This is a genomic window from Serratia sp. N21D137, assembly GCF_047530005.1.
GTDB classification, from domain to species: Bacteria; Pseudomonadota; Gammaproteobacteria; order Enterobacterales; family Enterobacteriaceae; genus Chania; species Chania fonticola_B.
The window spans coordinates 56,690-77,207 of sequence record NZ_JBLJAJ010000018.1; the positions used below are offsets into that span (position 1 = coordinate 56,690).

The 20,518-nt window shown below is 53.3% G+C and carries 19 protein-coding genes; 12 read left to right on the plus strand and 7 right to left on the minus strand.

What is annotated here, in order from left to right; translation table 11 throughout:
• Positions 1-250 precede the first annotated feature (250 nt).
• Positions 251-655 (plus strand): hypothetical protein, encoded by a 405-nt coding sequence (locus tag ACMV5H_RS15330; protein WP_179251489.1) that lies wholly within the window; start codon positions 251-253, stop codon positions 653-655.
• A 36-nt stretch (positions 656-691) separates the two neighbouring features.
• On the opposite strand, the gene menI is transcribed toward ACMV5H_RS15330, so the two are convergent.
• Positions 692-1,108, minus strand: a complete 417-nt coding sequence (gene menI, locus ACMV5H_RS15335; protein WP_414822057.1) for a 1,4-dihydroxy-2-naphthoyl-CoA hydrolase — start codon at positions 1,106-1,108, stop codon at positions 692-694.
• Complete coding sequence (locus ACMV5H_RS15340; protein WP_179251488.1) at positions 1,105-4,161, minus strand: FAD-binding and (Fe-S)-binding domain-containing protein; 3,057 nt, start codon at positions 4,159-4,161, stop codon at positions 1,105-1,107. Before ACMV5H_RS15340 ends, menI begins: the two co-directional genes overlap by 4 nt.
• A 184-nt stretch (positions 4,162-4,345) precedes the next feature.
• Between ACMV5H_RS15340 and ACMV5H_RS15345 the strand changes: the two genes are divergently transcribed.
• Together ACMV5H_RS15345 and ydiK are read left to right on the plus strand one after the other, a co-directional pair.
• The gene (locus ACMV5H_RS15345) at positions 4,346-4,492 is read left to right on the plus strand and encodes a hypothetical protein (RefSeq protein ID WP_155621742.1); all 147 of its coding nucleotides are present in this window, start codon (positions 4,346-4,348) and stop codon (positions 4,490-4,492) included.
• A 45-nt stretch (positions 4,493-4,537) separates the two neighbouring features.
• Positions 4,538-5,638 (plus strand): AI-2E family transporter YdiK, encoded by a 1,101-nt coding sequence (gene ydiK, locus ACMV5H_RS15350; protein ID WP_021804569.1) that lies wholly within the window; start codon positions 4,538-4,540, stop codon positions 5,636-5,638.
• Between the two features lie 418 nt (positions 5,639-6,056).
• Here ydiK and ppsA read toward each other — a convergent pair whose 3' ends face one another.
• Positions 6,057-8,435 (minus strand): phosphoenolpyruvate synthase, encoded by a 2,379-nt coding sequence (gene ppsA / locus ACMV5H_RS15355; protein ID WP_414822058.1) that lies wholly within the window; start codon positions 8,433-8,435, stop codon positions 6,057-6,059.
• Positions 8,436-8,907: 472 nt separating this feature from the next.
• Here ppsA and ACMV5H_RS15360 point away from each other — a divergent pair, with 472 nt between their 5' ends.
• Both ACMV5H_RS15360 and ACMV5H_RS15365 read left to right on the plus strand, forming a co-directional pair.
• Positions 8,908-9,729, plus strand: a complete 822-nt coding sequence (locus tag ACMV5H_RS15360; RefSeq protein ID WP_021804571.1) for a pyruvate, water dikinase regulatory protein — start codon at positions 8,908-8,910, stop codon at positions 9,727-9,729.
• Between the two features lie 170 nt (positions 9,730-9,899).
• Positions 9,900-10,946, plus strand: a complete 1,047-nt coding sequence (locus tag ACMV5H_RS15365) for a 3-deoxy-7-phosphoheptulonate synthase (protein WP_021178121.1) — start codon at positions 9,900-9,902, stop codon at positions 10,944-10,946.
• Between the two features lie 98 nt (positions 10,947-11,044).
• On the opposite strand, the gene ACMV5H_RS15370 is transcribed toward ACMV5H_RS15365, so the two are convergent.
• The 4 genes from ACMV5H_RS15370 to ACMV5H_RS15385 all read right to left on the minus strand — a co-directional run bounded on the left by ACMV5H_RS15370 (position 11,045) and on the right by ACMV5H_RS15385 (position 13,459).
• Positions 11,045-11,491, minus strand: coding sequence for a C39 family peptidase (locus tag ACMV5H_RS15370; protein WP_261454680.1), 447 nt, complete (start codon positions 11,489-11,491; stop codon positions 11,045-11,047).
• Between the two features lie 173 nt (positions 11,492-11,664).
• Positions 11,665-11,976 carry a hypothetical protein gene (locus ACMV5H_RS15375; RefSeq protein ID WP_166734850.1) on the minus strand — a complete coding sequence of 104 codons (312 nt, stop codon included), beginning with the start codon at positions 11,974-11,976 and terminating at the stop codon, positions 11,665-11,667.
• Position 11,977: 1 nt separating this feature from the next.
• Positions 11,978-12,448: a hypothetical protein gene (locus ACMV5H_RS15380; protein ID WP_223499435.1), complete on the minus strand. Its 471-nt coding sequence runs from the start codon at positions 12,446-12,448 to the stop codon at positions 11,978-11,980.
• A 90-nt stretch (positions 12,449-12,538) separates the two neighbouring features.
• Positions 12,539-13,459: a hypothetical protein gene (locus tag ACMV5H_RS15385; RefSeq protein ID WP_414822059.1), complete on the minus strand. Its 921-nt coding sequence runs from the start codon at positions 13,457-13,459 to the stop codon at positions 12,539-12,541.
• Positions 13,460-13,779: 320 nt separating this feature from the next.
• On the opposite strand from ACMV5H_RS15385, the gene ACMV5H_RS15390 reads away from it, so the two are divergent.
• The 7 genes from ACMV5H_RS15390 to ACMV5H_RS15420 all read left to right on the plus strand — a co-directional run bounded on the left by ACMV5H_RS15390 (position 13,780) and on the right by ACMV5H_RS15420 (position 20,493).
• A complete protein-coding gene (locus ACMV5H_RS15390; protein WP_021804573.1) occupies positions 13,780-14,265 on the plus strand; it encodes a glutathione peroxidase in 486 nt (161 codons plus the stop codon).
• A gap of 155 nt (positions 14,266-14,420) precedes the next feature.
• On the plus strand, positions 14,421-14,615 hold the full coding sequence (gene hemP / locus ACMV5H_RS15395) for a hemin uptake protein HemP (protein ID WP_115158427.1): 195 nt from the start codon (positions 14,421-14,423) through the stop codon (positions 14,613-14,615).
• A 94-nt stretch (positions 14,616-14,709) separates the two neighbouring features.
• Positions 14,710-16,782 carry a TonB-dependent hemoglobin/transferrin/lactoferrin family receptor gene (locus ACMV5H_RS15400; protein WP_414822060.1) on the plus strand — a complete coding sequence of 691 codons (2,073 nt, stop codon included), beginning with the start codon at positions 14,710-14,712 and terminating at the stop codon, positions 16,780-16,782.
• A gap of 67 nt (positions 16,783-16,849) precedes the next feature.
• Positions 16,850-17,884 carry a hemin-degrading factor gene (locus ACMV5H_RS15405; protein WP_414822061.1) on the plus strand — a complete coding sequence of 345 codons (1,035 nt, stop codon included), beginning with the start codon at positions 16,850-16,852 and terminating at the stop codon, positions 17,882-17,884.
• Entirely contained in the window at positions 17,881-18,711 is an 831-nt protein-coding gene (locus ACMV5H_RS15410) for a heme/hemin ABC transporter substrate-binding protein (protein WP_209523576.1), read from the plus strand. Before ACMV5H_RS15405 ends, ACMV5H_RS15410 begins: the two co-directional genes overlap by 4 nt.
• The gene (locus tag ACMV5H_RS15415; protein ID WP_021804578.1) at positions 18,711-19,715 is read left to right on the plus strand and encodes a FecCD family ABC transporter permease; all 1,005 of its coding nucleotides are present in this window, start codon (positions 18,711-18,713) and stop codon (positions 19,713-19,715) included. Before ACMV5H_RS15410 ends, ACMV5H_RS15415 begins: the two co-directional genes overlap by 1 nt.
• Positions 19,708-20,493, plus strand: a complete 786-nt coding sequence (locus tag ACMV5H_RS15420; RefSeq protein ID WP_021804579.1) for a heme ABC transporter ATP-binding protein — start codon at positions 19,708-19,710, stop codon at positions 20,491-20,493. Before ACMV5H_RS15415 ends, ACMV5H_RS15420 begins: the two co-directional genes overlap by 8 nt.
• The last annotated feature ends 25 nt before the right edge of the window (positions 20,494-20,518 follow it).

Consider the following 20,518-nt stretch of genomic DNA (forward strand, 5'->3'; position numbering starts at 1 on the left):
TCCCGCTGTTCCGACAAGGTTATAGCGCCGGATAAGTCGTCTGTTTTAAACATTCATAGAAAATACCTATTTCTGCATTTTGTCTGTCTGAAAAATGCCTTTCCCTGCTTTAAGTCTAGTCGCTCGCGTGTTTTTAGCCCGTGGCGGTCAAAAGACCGACTACAGAAAAAAATCTGCGGGGAGCATTGATCATCGCCACAGCTACAAATATGATAATGATTATCATTAAGCTTTAATTGGGCGTGGACCTATGGCTATCTCGATGAATGCGTGGCTGCTGAGCAAAATTGATGAATACAAGTTCAACATCCGTGATGCCACGGTGGATTTCTATATGGCGGAAGCGGCGCTACAGCGGCCTGAATGCAACATCAATCATCTGAAGCGTTACAACGGTGTCAGCCTTGGCATGGCGAATTTATGCCTGGAAAATGGCGATGACGAGAGCTACCTGCATGCGCTGAGCAAACTGCATAACCGGCTGATTGTCGAGATCAACAGCCCACAGCGTTGTCAGCTGTTCCGCGTGCAGTGCTATCATTTTGCCCGGCATACGCTAACGCTGATTTGCCAGAAATATTCGATGGAAGGCGGCTGGGACAAGGCTACCGCTTTTCAGAAGGATTTTGTGAAACGGGTGCCGTTCCAGCTGTAACGTTTACCCCGCAGGCGAAAACCTGCGGGGTTGGTGTTACTCCAATACTGCCGTGGTCAGCCGTGAGGTACAGCAGAGGCGAGCGCGATCGTCGAAGATCTCGATCTGCCAGACCTGATTGCGGCGGCCGGCGTGCAACGCACGACAAACCCCGCGCACCTGCCCTTTAAATACCGCGCGCAGGTGGTTGGCGTTAATCTCTAACCCCACCACCTTTTGTTCCCCTTCGGTGCACAGATACCCCGCCATTGAGCCCATCGACTCGGCCAGCACCACCGAAGCCCCACCGTGTAACAGGCCAAACGGCTGGGTAGTGCGGTGATCGACGGGCATCACCGCCTCTAAATAGTCATCTTCCAAGCGGGTAAACTGAATGCCCACATGGGCCACCATGCATCCTTCACCGCTTTGGTTGAGTTGTTCCAGCGTTGTTTCACGTTTCCACAGCTTCACGCAATCATCTCCAGAAGTGCCTGTAATGGATGCCGCACGCCATTGCCTTCAATGCGTTTTACCTGGCTGCGGCAAGAATAACCGGTCGCCAGACAGCGTTGCCTTGGCAAACGCTGTAGCGCCTGATGCCATGATAGCTCATAAATCCCCAGGGAATTTTGCAGATTCTTGGCTTCGTGACCGTAAGTGCCCGCCATGCCACAGCAACCCACGCTGACGTTTTCCAACTTGGCGCCAAAACGCGCAAAGATGGTTGCCCACTGCTGGGTACTCGCCGGTAATGCGGTAGTTTCGGTACAGTGGCCAAACAGATACCAGGCTTCACCGGTGGCAGGCTGTTCTGCTCGTTCTGCCAGCAACTGTTGCAACCACTCATGAACCAGTTGCACCTGGAAATTACCCCGCTCGGCCCCGAGAATTTCTTGATACTCGTCGCGATAACACAGCACCAACGCCGGATCGACACCCACCATCGGCATCCCCAGTTTGGCTACCCGGTTAAGAAAGTCCGCTGTCTTGCGCGCCGTTTTGGCAAAGCGTGTCAGGAACCCTTTGATATGCTGTGCCTTGCCGTTCGGTGAGAATGGCAACAGCACCGGCTTGTAGCCCAGCTTTTCCACCAGCCGTACAAAGTCTGCCACAACCTGGGCATCGTAATAGCTGGTAAACGGATCCTGCACCACCAGCACATGCTGTTCGCGCTGGCTTTCGCTCAATGCCTCCAACTGTTCAAGCGTCATGCTGAACGCGCTATGGCCCGACAGTTGTTGGCGTAACGTTGGGCTCGATAGCAGCGGTAAATCCACCATACCGATGCTGCTGCGGCTCAGTTCGCGCACCCATGGCTGCTTGAAGAAGAAGTTAAACACCTTTGGCGCTTTGGCCATCAACGGGGTATAGCTCTCAACGCCAGCGACCACGTAGTCACGCATTGGGCGCAGATAACGGGTGTGATAAAGCTGCAGGAAGCGCGAACGGAAGCCCGGCACGTCGATCTTGATCGGGCACTGGGTCGAACAGGCTTTACAGGCCAGGCAGCCAGACATCGCTTCTTTGACTTCATGGGAGAAGTCATATTCGCCCTTGCCTGCATGCCAGCTATTACGGGTTTTCTCAACCAGCGTGCGGAAGCTGAGGCGCTGCTGCGGCAACTGCTTTTCCAGTGCGACGGGGTCCACGCCCTGCTCTGCCAATAAGCGTAACCATTCGCGAACCAGGGCCGCTCGGCCTTTCGGCGAGTGGATCCGATTCGCGGTGATCTTCATCGATGGGCACATCGGGCTGTGGACATCAAAGTTAAAGCACAGTCCGTTGCCGTTACACTCCATCGCGCCACGGAACGAAGTGCGGACATCGATGGGGATGCGGCGATCCAACGTGCCACGTTTCACCGCATCGACTTTCATCATCACGGCATCTACGCCCAGCGGCGGGCAGATTTTCCCCGGATTGAGGCGATTGAGCGGGTCAAACGCGGCCTTGATGCGGCGCAGTTCTTCATAGAGCTCCTCGCCGAAGAACGCCGGGCTATACTCCGCCCGGAAGCCCTTCCCGTGTTCTCCCCACAACAGGCCGCCATACTTGGCGGTTAACGCCACCACCTGGTCAGATATTTGCTTCATCAGCACTTCTTGCTGGGGATCGCACATATCTAAGGCCGGGCGCACATGCAGCACACCAGCATCAACGTGGCCGAACATACCGTAGCTCAGGTTATGGCTATCCAACAGTTGGCGGAACTCGGTGATATAGTCGGCCAGATGCTGCGGCGGCACGCAGGTATCTTCGGCAAACGGGATGGGTTTGGCCTGCCCTTTGGCGTTACCCAGCAACCCAACCGCCTTTTTGCGCATATTGTAGATACGCTCAATGCCGGTCAAATCGCCGCAAATCTGATAGCCGATCACCCCAGCCTGTTGCTCGGAGATCAGATCGTCCAGACGCTCGCACAACGCTTCCATCTGGCCGTCGATCAGTTCCTTATCGTCACCGGCAAACTCAACGATGTTCAACCCGAGCATCTCTTTATCGGGCACGTTGGTGATCAGTTCGCTGACCGAGTGCCAGACGATATCTTCGCGGGCCAGATTCAGCACTTTAGAGTCGATGGTTTCCACCGACAGCGCCTTGGCTTCCACCATAAAGGGCGCATTGCGCAGGGCCGAATCGAAAGAGTCATATTTGACGTTTACCAGCCGCCGCACCTTCGGCAGCGGTGTGATATCCAGCCGCGCTTCGGTGATAAAGGCCAAGGTCCCTTCGGCACCGGTAAGAATGCGGGTCAGATCGAAGGTTTGCAGATCGTCGCTAAGCACGTGGCGCAGATCGTAGCCGGTGAGGAAGCGGTTAAGCTTGGGGAATTTTTCCAGGATCAGTGCGCGTTGCTCGCGACAACGGTTCAGCACGGTGTGGTAGATCCGCCCCTCTGGCGTATCTTCCTGGGCAATCGTTTCCGCCAGCGGCGTTGGCATGGCGCGAGTGTCGATCATTTCGCCCCCCAGCAACACCGCCCGCAGCCCCAGCACGTGGTCTGAGGTTTTGCCGTACACCAGCGAGCCCTGGCCAGACGCGTCGGTATTGATCATGCCACCTAGGGTGGCGCGGTTGCTGGTAGAAAGCTCCGGCGAGAAGAAATAGCCGAACGGCCGCAGATACTGGTTAAGCTGGTCTTTAATCACTCCGGCCTCTACCCGCACCCAACCTTGCTCGACGTTGATGTCCAGAATGCGGTTCATGTAGCGCGACATATCAACCACAATGCCGGTGTTAAGTGCCTGCCCATTGGTGCCGGTGCCACCACCGCGCGGGCTGAAGGTGAGCGCCTTGAAGCGCTCCTCGTCGGCCAGCCGGGCGATAAGCGCCACATCGGCGGTTGAGCGAGGAAACACCACCGCATCGGGCAACAGCTGGTAAATGCTGTTATCCGTCGCCATCGTCAACCGATCGGCATAGCTAGTGGCGGTATCGCCGTTGAATCCGCTCTGTTTTAACGCGGCCAAAAAGTCCAGCACCCGTTGAACGAGGCCGGATGCCTGAGAAATTTGTGGGATCATTCGCTTGTTTGACTCTGTCTGCTCTTCATTGCTTAACCGGGCCCGGAACTGACCCTCCCCTGTCTTTTATTATCACGATAACGGCAAGGGCCGTTACCCGCCCCTGCATCATCGCTATCTACCTCATAATGGCGGGTGTTTTGCCGCTTGTACATCCTGAATTTGGCATTATTTGGCGGGGAAAATGATAGCGCAACCGATGGCTGCGCTTTCGGCAGAAGAAAATCTGGCGGTTATTCCACTGCGCTTAATAGTGAAAGGCGGTACCGCTGATGACGTTCCACGGCAAAATGTGCTGCTGACTGTGAAAGTTGCCAAAAATGCTCCATGATAAAAGGGTACCAAGGAATTAACTCACTAGGATGAAAACGCATTCATGACACAACCGCAACGCCGCTACGATTTACCGACGATAATTTTTGGTGTGCTGTTTATCGCCATTATGATCGTCGCCAGTTTTTGGGTCATTCAACCCTTTATTCTGGGATTTGCCTGGGCATCGATGGTGGTGATCGCCACCTGGCCGGTATTGATTAAACTACAGAGCCTACTTTGGGGCCGCCGGTCGCTAGCCGTGCTGGTGATGACCATCCTGCTGCTCTTACTGTTTGTGCTGCCTATTGCCCTATTGATCAGCAGCGTGGTGGACAACAGCGCGCCAATCGTAGCCTGGGTGAACTCGCCGGGCCAGCTCCACGTTCCACAGCTGGAGTGGCTGCGTTCCATTCCAGTGATCGGGCACAAAGTCTATAACAGCTATCATCTGTTGGTGAACACCGGTGGTAACGCTCTGGTGGCCAAAATTCAACCTTACTTCGGCCAGACCGCCACCTGGTTTGTCACCCAGGCAGCACATATTGGCCGTTTCCTGATCCACTGTTCGCTAATGTTACTGTTCAGCGCCTTGCTGTACGCCCGCGGTGAGCAGGTTGGCATGGCGATCCGCCATTTTGCCGTACGCCTTGCTTCCACTAGGGGCGACGCGGCCGTGTTACTGGCCGGGCAAGCGATCCGTGCAGTCGCATTAGGCGTGGTGGTGACCGCATTGGTGCAGTCGATCCTGGGCGGTATTGGGCTGGCCGTTTCCGGCATTCCGGCGGCCACCTTGCTGACCGTAGTGATGTTCGTCTTTTGCCTCGCTCAACTGGGGCCATTGCTGGTCTTGGTCCCGGCCATTATCTGGCTTTACTGGACCGGTGATACCACCTGGGGCACCGTACTATTGGTGTGGAGCTGTGTGGTCGGAACTCTGGATAACTTCCTGCGCCCGGCGCTAATCCGCATGGGTGCCGACCTGCCGTTGATTCTGATCCTGTCAGGCGTTATCGGTGGCCTGCTGGCCTTCGGGATGATTGGCCTGTTTATCGGCCCTGTCGTGTTGGCGGTCTCTTATCGGTTGGTTAGCGCCTGGGTGAACGAAGCTCCAGAGCCCACCGCCGATCTGGAAGAAGTCGCCAAAGATTTAGAACAGTTGTGATCCCTACATCGCCTGCTCATTCATTGGGCAGGCGATTAACCCGCATATTCCCATTCGCCACCGCATCGTTCCCGATAATTATTCTGCTGACTCACCTGGTGCAAAATAGATACCAATCAAATACCTGTTCTTGCAATGAAACCGTACAATCCAAGCTGTTTGATTGGGACGATTCTTAATGACGCGCGCCAGATAACTGCCTAGTATGAAACTCTATCTTGCTGAAAAGCATTGCTTTCCATGCATTGTTTGCCAGTCAAGTCATCTAACAAAGTTACTCCGAATCACTGAATTGCTGTGTGTAGTCTTTGCCCGTCTTTTGATGGGCTTTTTTTTGTGCAAAATAACCCGCCAATATAAAAAAACCGCCAGGTTTAACCGGCGGTTTTATGTTTTCAATAGACGTTGTTATTCAGGTTTACTTTCTTTGTGACAAATTAACCCAGGTCTGCACCACGGTATCCGGGTTAAGCGACAGGCTATCAATCCCCTGATCCATCAGCCACTCGGCAAAGTCCGCATGGTCTGACGGGCCTTGTCCACAGATGCCGACATATTTGCCGTGACGTTTGGCCGCCTGGATCGCCATGGAAAGCAGCGCCTTGACCGCCTCATTGCGCTCGTCAAACAGCTCTGAGACCACTCCGGAATCGCGATCCAGCCCCAGCGTAAGCTGCGTCATATCGTTGGAACCGATAGAGAAGCCATCAAAGTGCTCAAGGAACTGATCGGCCAGCAAGGCGTTGGAAGGGATCTCACACATCATGATCACTTTCAGCCCGTTCTCGCCGCGCTTCAACCCTTGACGCCCCAGCTCTGCCACCACGGCCTCCGCCTGAGCCACGGTACGCACAAACGGCACCATTACCTCAACGTTGGTCAGCCCCATCTCATTACGTACCCGCTTCATTGCGGCACATTCCATGGCGAAGCAGTCTCGGAAGCTGTCAGCCACGTAACGACCCGCACCACGGAAACCTAACATCGGGTTTTCTTCGTGCGGCTCATATTTCTCGCCGCCGACCAGGTTGGCGTATTCGTTAGATTTAAAATCGGAAAGGCGCACGATCACGCGCTTCGGCCAGAATGCCGCGCCCAACGTGGCGATCCCTTCGGTCAAACGACCGACATAGAACTCGACCGGATCGTCATAGCCCAACATCAGCGTCTTGATTTCTGCCTGCAGCTCTGGAGTTTGCTGGTCGAACTCCAACAGGGCACGCGGGTGTACGCCGATCATGCGGTTGATAATAAACTCCAACCGGGCCAGCCCTACGCCTTCATTTGGCAAGCGAGCGAAGTCGAACGCACGGTCAGGGTTTCCGACGTTCATCATAATCTTCAACGGAAGTTCCGGCAGTTCAGTGACTTCCGAGCTTTGTACGCTGAACTCCAGCATGTCGCTGTAGACAAAGCCGGTGTCGCCTTCGGCGCAGGAGACGGTGACTTTCTGCCCTTCTTTCAGCAGGTCCGTTGCATGGCCACAACCTACAACGGCAGGGATCCCCAGTTCGCGTGCAATGATCGCTGCATGGCAGGTACGTCCACCACGGTTGGTTACGATCGCTGCCGCCTTCTTCATGATCGGTTCCCAATCCGGGTCGGTCATGTCGGTGACCAATACGTCGCCCGGCTCGATACGATCCATTTCGCTGATATTGTGGATGACCTTCACCGGGCCTGCCCCAATGCGATGGCCAATGGCTCGCCCTTCCACCAGCACGGTGCTGTTAGCGTTCAGTTGGTAGCGTTCCATCACCTGCTCATTGGAGCGCACGGTTTCTGGCCGCGCCTGGACTATCAGCAGCTTGCCGGTGTGGCCGTCTTTGGCCCACTCGATATCCATCGGGCGGCCATAGTGTTTTTCGATCAACAACGCCTGATGTGCCAGTGCCTGGACTTCATCATCGGTCAAAGAGAAACGATTGCGTTGCTCTTCTGGCACATCTTCGATACGGACCTGTTTGCCGTGATCCTGTGAAGGTGCGTACACCATGCGGATTTTTTTCGAGCCAAGGTTGCGGCGCACAATGGCCGGTTTGCCCTTCAGCAGCGTCGGTTTATGGACATAAAACTCATCCGGGTTGACCGCCCCTTGCACCACCATTTCCCCCAGGCCGAACGCCGAGGTAATAAATACCACCTGATCAAAGCCGGACTCGGTATCAATGGTAAACATGACCCCAGATGAAGCCAGGTCGGAGCGCACCATGCGCTGCACACCGGCGGAAAGCGCCACGCCACGGTGATCGTAACCCTGATGCACACGGTAAGAGATGGCCCGGTCGTTAAACAGAGAGGCGAAGACGTGTTTGATCGCCACCATCACCGCATCAATGCCCTGCACGTTGAGGAAGGTTTCCTGCTGGCCAGCAAACGAGGCGTCTGGCATATCTTCGGCCGTTGCGGAAGAACGCACGGCAAAGGAGGCTTCGCTTTCGCCCTCGGACAGTTGTTGGTACGCCAGGGTAATTTCACGTTCAAATTCCGCGTGGAAAGGCGTATCGATCACCCATTGGCGAATTTGCGCACCGGCCTTGGACAGTTGAGCAATATCGTCCACGTCAGTCTGATCCAGCAGCTGATAAATGCGCTGGTTAACCCCACTTTGCTCAAGAAAATCGTTAAATGCCTGGGCGGTGGTGGCGAAACCGTTGGGTACGGCCACGCCCAAATCGGAGAGATTGGTGATCATTTCACCGAGGGAGGCATTTTTGCCACCGACACGGTCAACGTCGTGCATGCCAAGCTGGTTGTACCAAAGCACATTACGCAAGTCTGGGCCATTGTTAGACATCGAGACAATCCTTATTGCTATCAGTAGGGTATTGACGGATTTTTGACGGGTACCGCAAAAACGGCACCCACCCACACTAGCACAATGATCCATAGACAATAGACAGGTGAATCGATCAAGCCAATGAAGAAAATAGCAATTAAGAGAATTCCAGCGAGCACAATTTTATTAGGGATCGTTCCCTAACTGGCTAAAAGCTTACAATTCAACAAATTATGTATTATTTAAACTTTTGCTTAAATACCCGTAATTTTAGTGATTGATTTGACGAAAATAGCGCCAATTTGCGTCGGAGCAGGTAGTTAAAATAGCACCATTCATTTTATTAAAAATGAAATCTAGTTTTATTAAATATATTCAATTGCCGCGAATGATCCCCAGCGTCACAAAATTTCTGTCCTCCTCTTTACCGTATGTGGGTATGCAGACCATGATGTTGCTATCCGTCGTTTCAGGCATTAAGGAGTTATGGGTGGAAAGAAGCGTTTTTTATATCTCGGATGGCACGGCCATTACCGCCGAAGTATTGGGGCATGCGGTGCTGTCACAGTTTCCCGTCAAGGCCACCACTTTCACTCTGCCCTTTGTGGAAACCGAAGCGCGTGCGCGGGGCGTATGCCAGCAGATCAATGATATTTACCAACAAACCGGTGTGCGCCCACTGGTGTTCTATTCGATTATCTCGCCGGAGGTTCGCCAGGTGATCACCCAAAGTGAAGGATTCTGCCAGGATATCGTGCAAGCCCTGGTTGGCCCGCTACAGGGGGAATTAGCGGTGGATCCAACGCCGGTCCCTAATCGCACCCACGGGCTGACGGAAAACAATCTGGGCAAGTATGACGCCCGGATCGCGGCCATTGAATACACCCTGGCCCATGATGACGGCATATCGCTGCGCAATCTCGATCAGGCTCAGGTGATCCTGCTCGGCGTATCCCGCTGCGGTAAAACCCCTACCAGCCTGTATCTGGCGATGCAATTTGGTATCCGCGCGGCCAACTATCCGTTTACGGCCGATGATATGGACAATTTGCAGCTACCCGCCGCGCTAAAGCCGTTTCAACATAAATTATTTGGGTTGACCATTAACCCAGAGCGGTTAACGGCGATCCGCGAAGAACGCCGCGAAAACAGCCGTTACTCTTCCCCGCGCCAATGCAGGATGGAAGTTGCCGAAGTGGAAGCACTGTTTCGCAAAAACCAGATCCGCTACCTCAATACCACCAACTATTCGGTGGAGGAGATCTCCACCAAGATCCTCGATATCCTCGGTATGAGCCGGCGAATGTTCTGATAGTAGGGGCTGGCCGGATAGTCGTCCATTCCCCCTCTTTTGTGCTTTTTTACCGGTTTTAATCAGCCGATCACAATCTCTACGGTTGAAATCAGCCGTTTTTGCGTTATTGTGATCGCCATCACTTCCCGGTATTCCTGCCGTCGCGAAGAACAGTTTTAGAGACAATCATGCACAAAACAGATGAACTGCGGACCGCGCGCATCGACAGCTTGGTCACGCCTCAGGCGTTGGCAGAAAAGTTGCCGATCTCAGCATCGGTAGCCGATAACGTGACAGCGTCACGTAAACGTATTGAAAAAATCCTCACCGGCGAAGATAAGCGCCTGTTGGTAGTGATTGGCCCCTGCTCCATTCACGATCTGGATGCGGCGATGGACTATGCCACCCGTCTTAACGTACTGCGCGAGCGCTATCAGGATCGCCTGGAAATCGTGATGCGCACCTATTTTGAAAAACCGCGCACCGTGGTGGGCTGGAAAGGCTTGATTTCCGATCCCGACCTGGACGGCAGCTATCAGGTCAACCGTGGCATTGAGATGGCGCGCAAGCTGCTATTGTCAGTGAATCAGCTTGGCCTGCCAACGGCGACCGAGTTCCTGGATATGGTGATCGGCCAGTATATTGCCGACCTGATCAGCTGGGGCGCAATTGGCGCTCGCACCACCGAAAGCCAGATCCACCGTGAAATGGCCTCGGCGCTCTCTTGCCCGGTTGGTTTCAAAAACGGTACCGACGGCAATACCCGCATCGCCATTGATGCCATCCGTGCTGCACGCGCCGGTCATATGTTCCTGTCGCCAGACAAAACCGGCCAGATGACCATTTACCAAACCAGCGGCAACCCTTATGGCCATATCATCATGCGCGGCGGCAAGACGCCAAACTATCACGCGACCGATGTCGTAGCCGCCTGTGATAGCCTGCGCGAGTTCGATTTACCTGAACAGCTGGTGATCGACTTCAGCCACGGCAACTGCCAGAAATTGCATCGCCGCCAGTTGGAAGTGGCGGAAAACGTCTGCCAACAGATCCGCGCAGGCTCCGTGGCCGTCGCTGGCGTGATGGCTGAAAGCTTCCTGGTGGAAGGCACGCAAAAAATCGTGGCTGGCCAATCGCTAACCTACGGCCAATCCATTACCGACCCTTGCCTGAGCTGGTCGGACAGCGAGCAGTTGCTGGCTATGCTGGCCGATGCGGTGGATACCCGTTTCTGATTATTTTAGCCAGCATGCTTTTGGCATGCTGGCTCTTATTCGCGGGTAGAACCACCATCTCACAATAGCACATACGATTTCACAAACATTTGGGCAACTCACTCTATCGAGACCATCTTTTTGTAAATCAACCTTTCGTTGAAATCGATTTTAATATCATCCAGAAAAAGCAGCGCGCGACCAAAACCCCCCTCTCTACGCCAATATCGTTCAAACTGGGAGAATGGGTAGTTAATATACCCCCAGGCAGGATCGTATATTTGAATAACGCCATCAATCACCCCATGGAAAACCACAAAGTGTTCTTTTCCAAATCTGTTTATGTATAGAATGGCGGGTGAGTGAAGCTGCTTTAATTGTTTTGATGTAATTTTAATGCCTATGGTATCCAACCCCATTTTTTTTGATAGCATGCTAATATCCAAGAGTGAATACTCAGGTTTTACACCGATGTTACTTATCAACTTTAGTTCTGATGTATCAATGTTGTAATATTGCCTTGAAATAAATTCAAGAGAAGCCACCCCGCAGGTGTTATCATACAACTGCCTATTCCCCCCCAGAAACTTAGTGTGCAGATAGGTTGCTTTCACACTCGTTTGACAACCACTAAAAAGCATAAAAAAACATATAACGCTCACCATCCATCTCTTCAATAGCCCTCCATAAATATCATGCGAAAATTATTACTAGTGCCCCCTTTCGATGCTACTCAAAATCATGAACCTATCCATTGAGCCAGGTAAACGATAGTGGGTAGCGAAGATAAATTCACATACATAATACCCATACCGTTAACTTTTTTTATGCGTTTCTTTTTAGACAGCCAGTGGATAATAGCAGCCATAAAAATCATCAACAGGGAGTAAGCCGAAGTAAAAACAACATGACCACTTATTAACCCCGCCAAAACCAGCATTAATGATGAAAAAGCAATGGCACTCATTTTAACATCCATAAATATTTTTACGCCTGTAATGAAATGACAACAGGTTGCCACTATAAGCAAGCCGACATTAAATATAGACATATTATTTCTTCTTATGACAAGTATCACATGACCCTCTTCCACCGCCACCAAGACCGCCAATAGCCGCATTAGTCGCCCCCATAGCACTTACACCTAAAGCCGCACTGGCAGCTGCCCCTGACACCGTAGCGCCCATTAATCCCCCCGTAGCACCGGTTACAAAACCACCGACGGCCGCAGTGGCTGCATTCCCCCAATTTATTTGCGCTCCATTTGATAAGTCAATACCAATTGACCCAGCAGCGCCTCCTGCCGCCCCAATGGCACCAAGAACCAGAGGGCCAACCTTACCTTTGGTATTATCTAACTCCTCCATATTTAATGGCAAAAATGAACGATATCCCAATGCCTCTAACTTACGATGCTTCTCCTTATCCAAGGATTCCAGTTTGTTTTCAGCGCACACATTCACACTAAAAACAGAGTAATAGCCTAAAACGCAAATAAACAAAACCTGTTTTATCTTCATCATATTGGCTACCTTTAGACATTAAAATATGGCGTTGGAATACCATAAGAAAGATATCCCTAACGTTCTGACGGCATGAAGATTGATAGCTATTCACATTTTATAGTTAAAACCAATAGATATGACAGAACCTTTGTTGTTGCCTACCCCTCCTTTAACACTAACGCTGCCAATAGTATTCTCTGCCAAGTTCACTGCCGTGCCAACTGAAAGCGAGGTTTTACTGCTCCACTCTTTCTGGCTTGAAATATCACTATATGCATTTATGACATCCTTAGAAACTCCCCAATTTAAATTAACCTCAGGGTTAATAGCAAAGACAACTTTTCCCGATAGCGTGTAGGCTTGATAGTCGTTAGTAAATCTCTCCTTCGAAATACCATCGAGATAACCGAATGACAGATTCAGAACGAGAGGGTCATATATCCAACTGAGAGATGAGCCAAGAACGTAACTCTGTAGCACACCATGTTTGAAATTTCCGCCAGAAAACAAAACCGTATAATCCGACAGTCGATAAAATTGATAGCTTATCCCAACCCCTACCCCATTAAATCTGTACTCATTTTTAGTCACACCAGTATTATTTTCCAACAAATATCTTGTATTGACCCATTGCCCATTTGCAGTGGCTGATAAAGATAGTTGGCGCGTCAACCCATACATCCCCGAAAGATATCCTGACATCCCATTCTTTTCCCGCCGATAGGATAATGAGGTGCGATCGATAACATACTGGCCAGGGCTGATTTGATTTATATAAACACCGGAATACCCTCCTTCAGCACTTTCATTGATGATATTCACTCCCGTTCCAAATGACCACCTTTGCTTTTTCGGAAGAAAATCATCAATTTTTAAAATTGACTTCACCGGTTCCGCCCCCATATTTCCCCGCATTTCCTCTGCGTGAGAGATAAAAGCCATCAAACCAATTGACATCAACAAAATAGCATTTTTTTCATACCCCCCTCGGTTTGCAATTACATCGTCTATAAATGCGATAATAAACATTGAAAAACTCAAGAGTCAATAACTTTAGTGGAAAAAATGGAATTTTTAAATATTGGCTTTTTTATTTAAATGTCAATTTAAATAAAAAAGGTAATTATGCAACGCACTGTTTATATTAAATAACATTTGCCATCAAGGCTTTTTTCTGGCTATAACAACAGTTCTTTTTTATCAGGTTAAAAGTGTTTTTTGCAATAGCGCATTATTGTCAGCACAACACCGACAGCCAATTATTTAGCCCCTATGGTACGAGATAGTGTTACATCATTCAGCTATACTTGCCAAACATCCGCCGCTAAACCGATCTGGAGCCCTCTTCCGTGAACCATTCACTGCTGTCCATTCCCTGTATCACCCTGCAAGGAGAACATAAAACGCTGGCCGACTTCCCGGCGCGGGCCTATCTGGTGGTCAATACCGCCAGCAAATGTGGCTTTACCCCGCAGTATGCGGGCTTGGAAAAGCTGTGGCAGTATTACCGCTCACGCGGGTTGATGGTGCTGGGCTTCCCCTGCAATCAGTTTGGCGGACAAGAGCCGGGCAATCCGCTGGAGATTGCCAACTTCTGCACCCTCAACTATGGCGTCAGCTTTCCGCTGTTCAGCAAGATCGACGTCAATGGCGCGCAGGCGCATCCCCTGTTCAGCGAGTTAAAACGCCGTGCTCCCGGTCTGTTAGGCAGCCAACGTATCAAGTGGAACTTCACCAAATTCCTGCTCACCGCCGATGGCGAGCGGATCACACGCTTTGCCCCCATCACCAAACCTGAGCGCCTGTTCAGCCGTATCGAAACCTTGTTGAAATAGCCGTTTTATCAGCAAATTGGTCGCAATCAATCTAGCCCCGGTAAGCATGACGACAAAAAGGTTCCATCGGTAAGAAAATTTCCCTTGATGTAACCTTTCGTTCACATGATAATGATTATCAATTTGATATTAATTACCATTTACCGGTTGAATTTATGGACAATCTCAATAATTGCCAACAGTCCAACAACGCTTTGGTGACTCCTGACGGCAGTGCTCCTGCCGTTTTACCGCCCTGCTTCGACAGTGCCGAGCTGCTGGGTGCTGATGGGCTGGCGGTGATCATCCATCAAGGGCAACGCTATCAACTTCGCCAAACCAAAGCGGGAAAATTGATCTTAACCAAATAACGTCTTAGTTCCTTTTAACGCCAGCCACCCCGATCTTGCGATCCAGGCAGCCAGCAAATCTATTGATATGTTGAGTCATACGGAGAGTTGCCACATGCCTGCCATTTTTGCCTCCCGGCTGCGTTTATCCGCATTAAGCCTGGCCATTGCCTGCGCTTTGCCTACGGTGGTTTTTGCCCAGACCGACACCAGTGTTTCCGCTGCCACCAAGGCACAAGAAAAAAACAAAGATGAGACCATGACCGTGGTCGCCACCGGTAATCAGCGCAGCAGTTTTGAAGCGCCGATGATGGTGACGGTGATCGACGGCAACAGCCCTCAGAGCCAAACCGCCACCACCGCCGGCGATATGCTGCGTCATGTGCCTGGGGTTACCGTAACCGGTACTGGCCGGAGCAATGGGCAAGACATTATGATGCGGGGTTACGATCGCCGTGGCGTGTTGATCCTGGTTGATGGTATTCGTCAGGGAACCGATACCGGCCATATCAATGGCACCTTCCTGGATCCTGGCTTGGTAAAACGGATTGAAGTAGTGCGTGGCCCATCGGCACTGTTGTACGGCAGTGGCGCATTAGGTGGGGTTATCTCCTATGAAACGGTGGATGCCGCCGATCTGCTGTTGCCAGGCCATAACACCGGCTACCGCGTGTTCGGCACAGCGGCTACCGGCGATCATAGCCTGGGCATGGGCGCCAGCGCTTACGGTAAAACTGACGATCTCGATGGTCTGATCTCTTTCGGCACCCGCGATATCGGTGATATTCGCCAGGGCGATGGCTTTAATGCACCGAACGACGAGACCATCAGCAACGTTCTGGCCAAAGGCACCTGGGCCATCGATGACAACCAGTCCCTGAGCGGTAATCTGCGTTATTACAACAACCGGGCGCAAGAACCTAAGAATCCGCAAACGCCTGATGTTTCCAGCAGCAATGTGTTAACTGACCGTTCTACAATTCAGCGTGACGCACAGCTCGGCTATAAGCTCAAGCCCACAGGCCAGGATTGGCTGGATGCCGATGCCAAGCTCTATTACTCCGAAGTAGAGATCAATGCGCATATCGACGGCAGCACGGATGAAGCTCGCAAACAAACTACCAAAGGTGGCAAGCTGGAAAACCGTACCCGCCTGTTTGCTGACAGCTTCGCTTCGCACCTGTTTACCTATGGTAGCGAAGCCTACCGACAGGAACAGACGCCAGGGGGGGCAACAGAGAGCTTCCCGCAGGCCAAAATCAACTTCGCTTCCGGCTGGTTGCAGGATGAGATCACTCTGCGTGACCTGCCCGTCTCTTTCCTGGCCGGGACGCGTTATGACAACTACAAAGGCTCTAGCGACGGTTATGACGACGTCAATGCCAACAAGTGGTCATCCCGTGGTGTGATGAGCGTTACCCCTACCGATTGGCTGATGATGTTCGCCTCCTATGCTCAGGCGTTCCGCGCACCAACCATGGGCGAGATGTACAACGACTCCAAGCACTTCTCGATCCCGATGGGACCGACCACCATCACCAACTATTGGGTGCCTAACCCGAATCTGAAGCCGGAAACCAACGCTACGCAGGAATACAGCTTCGGCTTGCGCTTTGACGATCTGTTAATGGCCGATGACAGCCTGCAATTCAAGGCCAGCTACTTCGATACCAAAGCCAGAGATTATATTACTACCGGTGTCACCATGGAGTTAGGCCGTGGCCCACGCGGTATGTACTGCATCAGCTGTACTACCTTCTCAACCAATATCGATCGCGCCAAAATTTGGGGATGGGATGCCTCGCTGAACTATAAAACCCAGTGGTTCGGTTTGGATCTGGCCTACAACCGCACACGTGGTAAAGATGAAACGACGGGTGACTGGCTCTCCAGTATCAACCCGGATACGGTCACCAGCGTGCTGGATATTCCTATTGCCGAGACCGGTTTATCCACCGGCTGGGTGGGAACCTTTGCCCAGAGTGCGCACCACGTGGCTACCGGCTACAGCAAGCAAGCCGGGTATGGCGTGAACGATTTCTACCTCAGCTATAAAGGCCGTGAAGACCTGCAGGGCGTCACCACTACCGTGGTACTGGGGAACGCTTTCGATAAAGAATATTACTCACCACAGGGCATTCCGCAGGATGGTCGTAACGCCAAACTGCTGGTCAGCTATCAGTGGTAACCCTTTGAACCACAGCGGGCAGACCGTTTTTGCCCGCTCCTCACCCACCAGCACAGGAAACAAATTAATGAGCGAGACCCTATACCAACGTTATGAGCAGGCGAAAATTGATCACCCAGGTAAATATGCCCGCGATCTGGCCGAGCTGTTGCGTATCAGCGAAGGCGAACTGACCCACGCCCGCGTCGGCCACGATGCTCGTCGCCTGCAGGCCGATGCCCGTACGCTGCTGACCGAACTGGAACAGGTTGGCGTCACCAAATCCATCACGCGTAACAGCTATGCGGTACACGAGCAGGTTGGGCGTTATCAGAATCAGCACCTCAATGGCCATGCCGGGCTGATCCTCAATCCGCGCGAGCTGGATCTGCGCCTGTTCCTCAACCACTGGGCCAGCGTTTTTGCCCTGAGTGAAACCAACAAGCGTGGCGTGCGCCACAGCATTCAGTTCTTTGATCATCAAGGCGACGCGCTGCATAAGGTCTACACCACAGACGAAACCGATCTCGCCGCCTGGTTCGCCCTGGTCGAGCGCCATCAAAGTGCGGAAAACCCGACACTGGAGCTGCAACCGGCCGAAATTAAAGAGAGCAACAGCGCGCCAGATGCCGCCAAAATCGATGCCGACTGGCGAGCCATGACCGACGTCCACCAGTTCTTCCAACTGCTGAGCCGCAATAATCTGACCCGCCAACAGGCCTTCCGCGCCGTGGGTAACGATCTGGCCTATCGTGTGGACAACAGCGCGCTGACGGCGCTCCTGGAAGCCGCCAAGTCTGCGCAGAACGAAATCATGATCTTCGTCGGCAACCGGGGCTGTGTGCAAATCTTTACCGGCCAGATTGAGCGCCTGATGCCGCAGGACGGCTGGGTCAACATCTTCAATCGCCACTTTACCCTGCACCTGATTGAAGGGGCGATCGCCGAAAGCTGGATCACCCGCAAACCAACTAAAGATGGCATGGTCACCAGCCTGGAGCTGTTTGCTGCCGATGGCACCCAGATCGCTCAACTTTACGGGCAGCGTACCGAAGGCCAACCGGAGCAGCTCCAGTGGCGTGAGCAGGTTGCTGCACTTGAACCGAAGGAAGTCGCCGCATGATAGCTTCATTGCCCCGTCGCCTGGCGCTGTGCATCGCCCTGGCGTTTCCATTAGCCGCCGTGGCGGCCGAGAGGATTGTTTCGATAGGCGGTGACGTGACCGAAATTGCCTTCGCGCTGGGCGCGGGCGATGAAGTTGTGGCACGAGACAGTACCAGTTTGCACCCTGCTGCGGTGCAGAAATTGCCCGACGTAGGCTATATGCGCCAGCTGAATGCCGAAGGTATTCTGGCGCTGAAACCCACCCTGATCCTGACTACCGAGTTGGCAGAGCCAGCGTTGGTGCTCAAGCAATTGGAAGACAGTGGCGTGAAGGTGGTGCGTATCCCTGGGGATACCACCGTGCAGGCGGTGCCCGAAAAAATCAGCGTGATAGCCGATGCCATCAATCGCAGTAGCCAAGGCAAGCAGTTGGCCGAAGGCTATCAGCAACAGTTGGCAGCGATAGCCAATACGCCGCTACCGGTGAAAGTGCTGTTCGTGATGAGTCACGGAGGTATCACCCCCATGGCCGCGGGCCAGCAAACCGCGGCAGATGCCATTATCAGAGCCGCTGGGTTGAAAAACGCGATGCAAGGTTTCAGCCGATACCGCCCGCTCTCGCAAGAGGGCGTGATTGCCAGCGCACCAGACTTGCTGTTGGTAACTACCGATGGCGTTCGCTCCATCGGTGGCCAGGAAAACCTGTGGCTGTTGCCCGGCATGGCTCTGACACCGGCGGGGAAAAATCGCCGCGTGCTGATCGTTGATGATATGGCGCTGCTCGGTTTTGGTCTGGAAACGCCGCAGGCGCTGGGCCTGTTGCGTAAAGCGGCGGAGCAAAAGTAATGCGTTGCCGAACCTCACCCCGCCTGGCGATCGTCAGCCTGCTGATCCTGCTGACGATCCTGGCGCTTGGGGCCGCTAACCTTGGGGCGTTGACACTGTCATTTCGAACCCTGTGGCAGGCTCCTTTCAGCGATGCCTCCTGGCATATCTGGCTGAATATTCGCCTGCCACGCGTGCTATTGGCCGTAGTGATCGGCTGCGCGTTGGCGGTTTCCGGGGCGGTGATGCAGGGATTGTTCCGCAACCCCTTGGCCGATCCCAGCCTGTTGGGGATCAGCAGCGGCGGCGCACTGTTCGTCGCCCTGGTGATCGTCATGCCGCTGGCCCTGCCCCCGCTCATCGCTCTGTATAGCCATATGCTGGCGGCGTTTCTTGGCAGCCTGCTGGTTTCAATACTGATTTACGGCATCAGCCGCAGCGGACACGGCAGCCTGTCGCGGCTGTTGCTGGCCGGTATCGCCATCAATGCGCTGTGCATGGCAGCGATTGGCGTGCTGTCGTACCTCAGTAGCGACCAGCAATTACGTCAGTTTTCGCTGTGGATGATGGGCAGCCTTAGCCAGTCACAGTGGCCCACCCTGGTGGTATCCGCTTCGCTGATCCTGCCTGCCGCATTGCTGACGCTGTTACAGGCTCGTCGTTTGAATCTGCTACAACTGGGCGATGAAGAGGCACATTACCTTGGGGTCAATGTGCAACGCGCCAAGCTGCAGTTGCTATTGCTCAGCGCCCTGCTGATTGGGGCCGCCGTAGCGATGAGTGGCGTGATCGGCTTTATTGGCCTGGTGGTCCCCCACCTGGTGCGCATGCGGCTTGGGGGCGATCACCGTTGGTTGTTACCAGCCTCTGCACTCGGCGGTGCCTGCCTGCTGCTGGTGAGCGATACGCTGGCACGTACGCTGGTCGCCCCGGCAGAAATGCCGGTAGGCCTGATGACCAGCCTGATCGGTGGTCCCTATTTTCTGTGGCTGGTGATGCGCCAGCGGGAGCGCACGGGTGGATGATTCATCAACGCTGACGGCACGGCAATTGCGTTACAACCTGGGGGAGCGCCGGTTGATCACCGATGTTTCCCTCAGCATCGCCAGCGGTGAGATGGTGGCGATTATCGGCCCCAACGGCGCGGGGAAGTCGACCCTGCTTCGCTTACTTACCGGTTATCTGGCCGCAGACTGTGGCGAGTGCCGCCTGCAAGGTAAACCGCTTGAGCAGTGGCAACCGCAGCAGTTGGCCAAGGTCCGGGCGGTAATGCGTCAACACAGCGAGCTGGCCTTTCCGTTTACCGTGGAAGAAGTGGTGGCCATGGGACGCTCCCCGCATAGCGGGCGCGATGCCAAACGGGCGATCCAACAGGTGATGGAGCAGACCGATTGCACCAGCCTGGCCCACCGTGATTACCGCCAGCTTTCCGGCGGGGAACAGCAGCGGGTGCAACTGGCCAGAGTATTGGTGCAGTTGTGGCAGCCACAACCCGCACCATCCTGGTTATTCCTTGACGAACCCACCTCGGCGCTCGATCTGTATCATCAACAACATACCTTACGCCTGCTCCGCTCCCTGACGCGTCAGCAGCCGTTGGCGGTCTGTTGCGTATTGCACGATCTTAATCTGGCCGCGCTGTACGCCGATCGCATTCTGCTGTTGCATCAGGGCCGCCTGGTCGCTTCCGGTACCCCGCAGCAGGTATTACAGACGGATATCCTGACGCGTTGGTATCAGGCAGATCTCGGTGTCGCCGCCCACCCGGAAACCGCACTGCCGCAGGTGTTTTTACGTCAGTAACGGTAAGCCATGGAGGGCTTGCTGC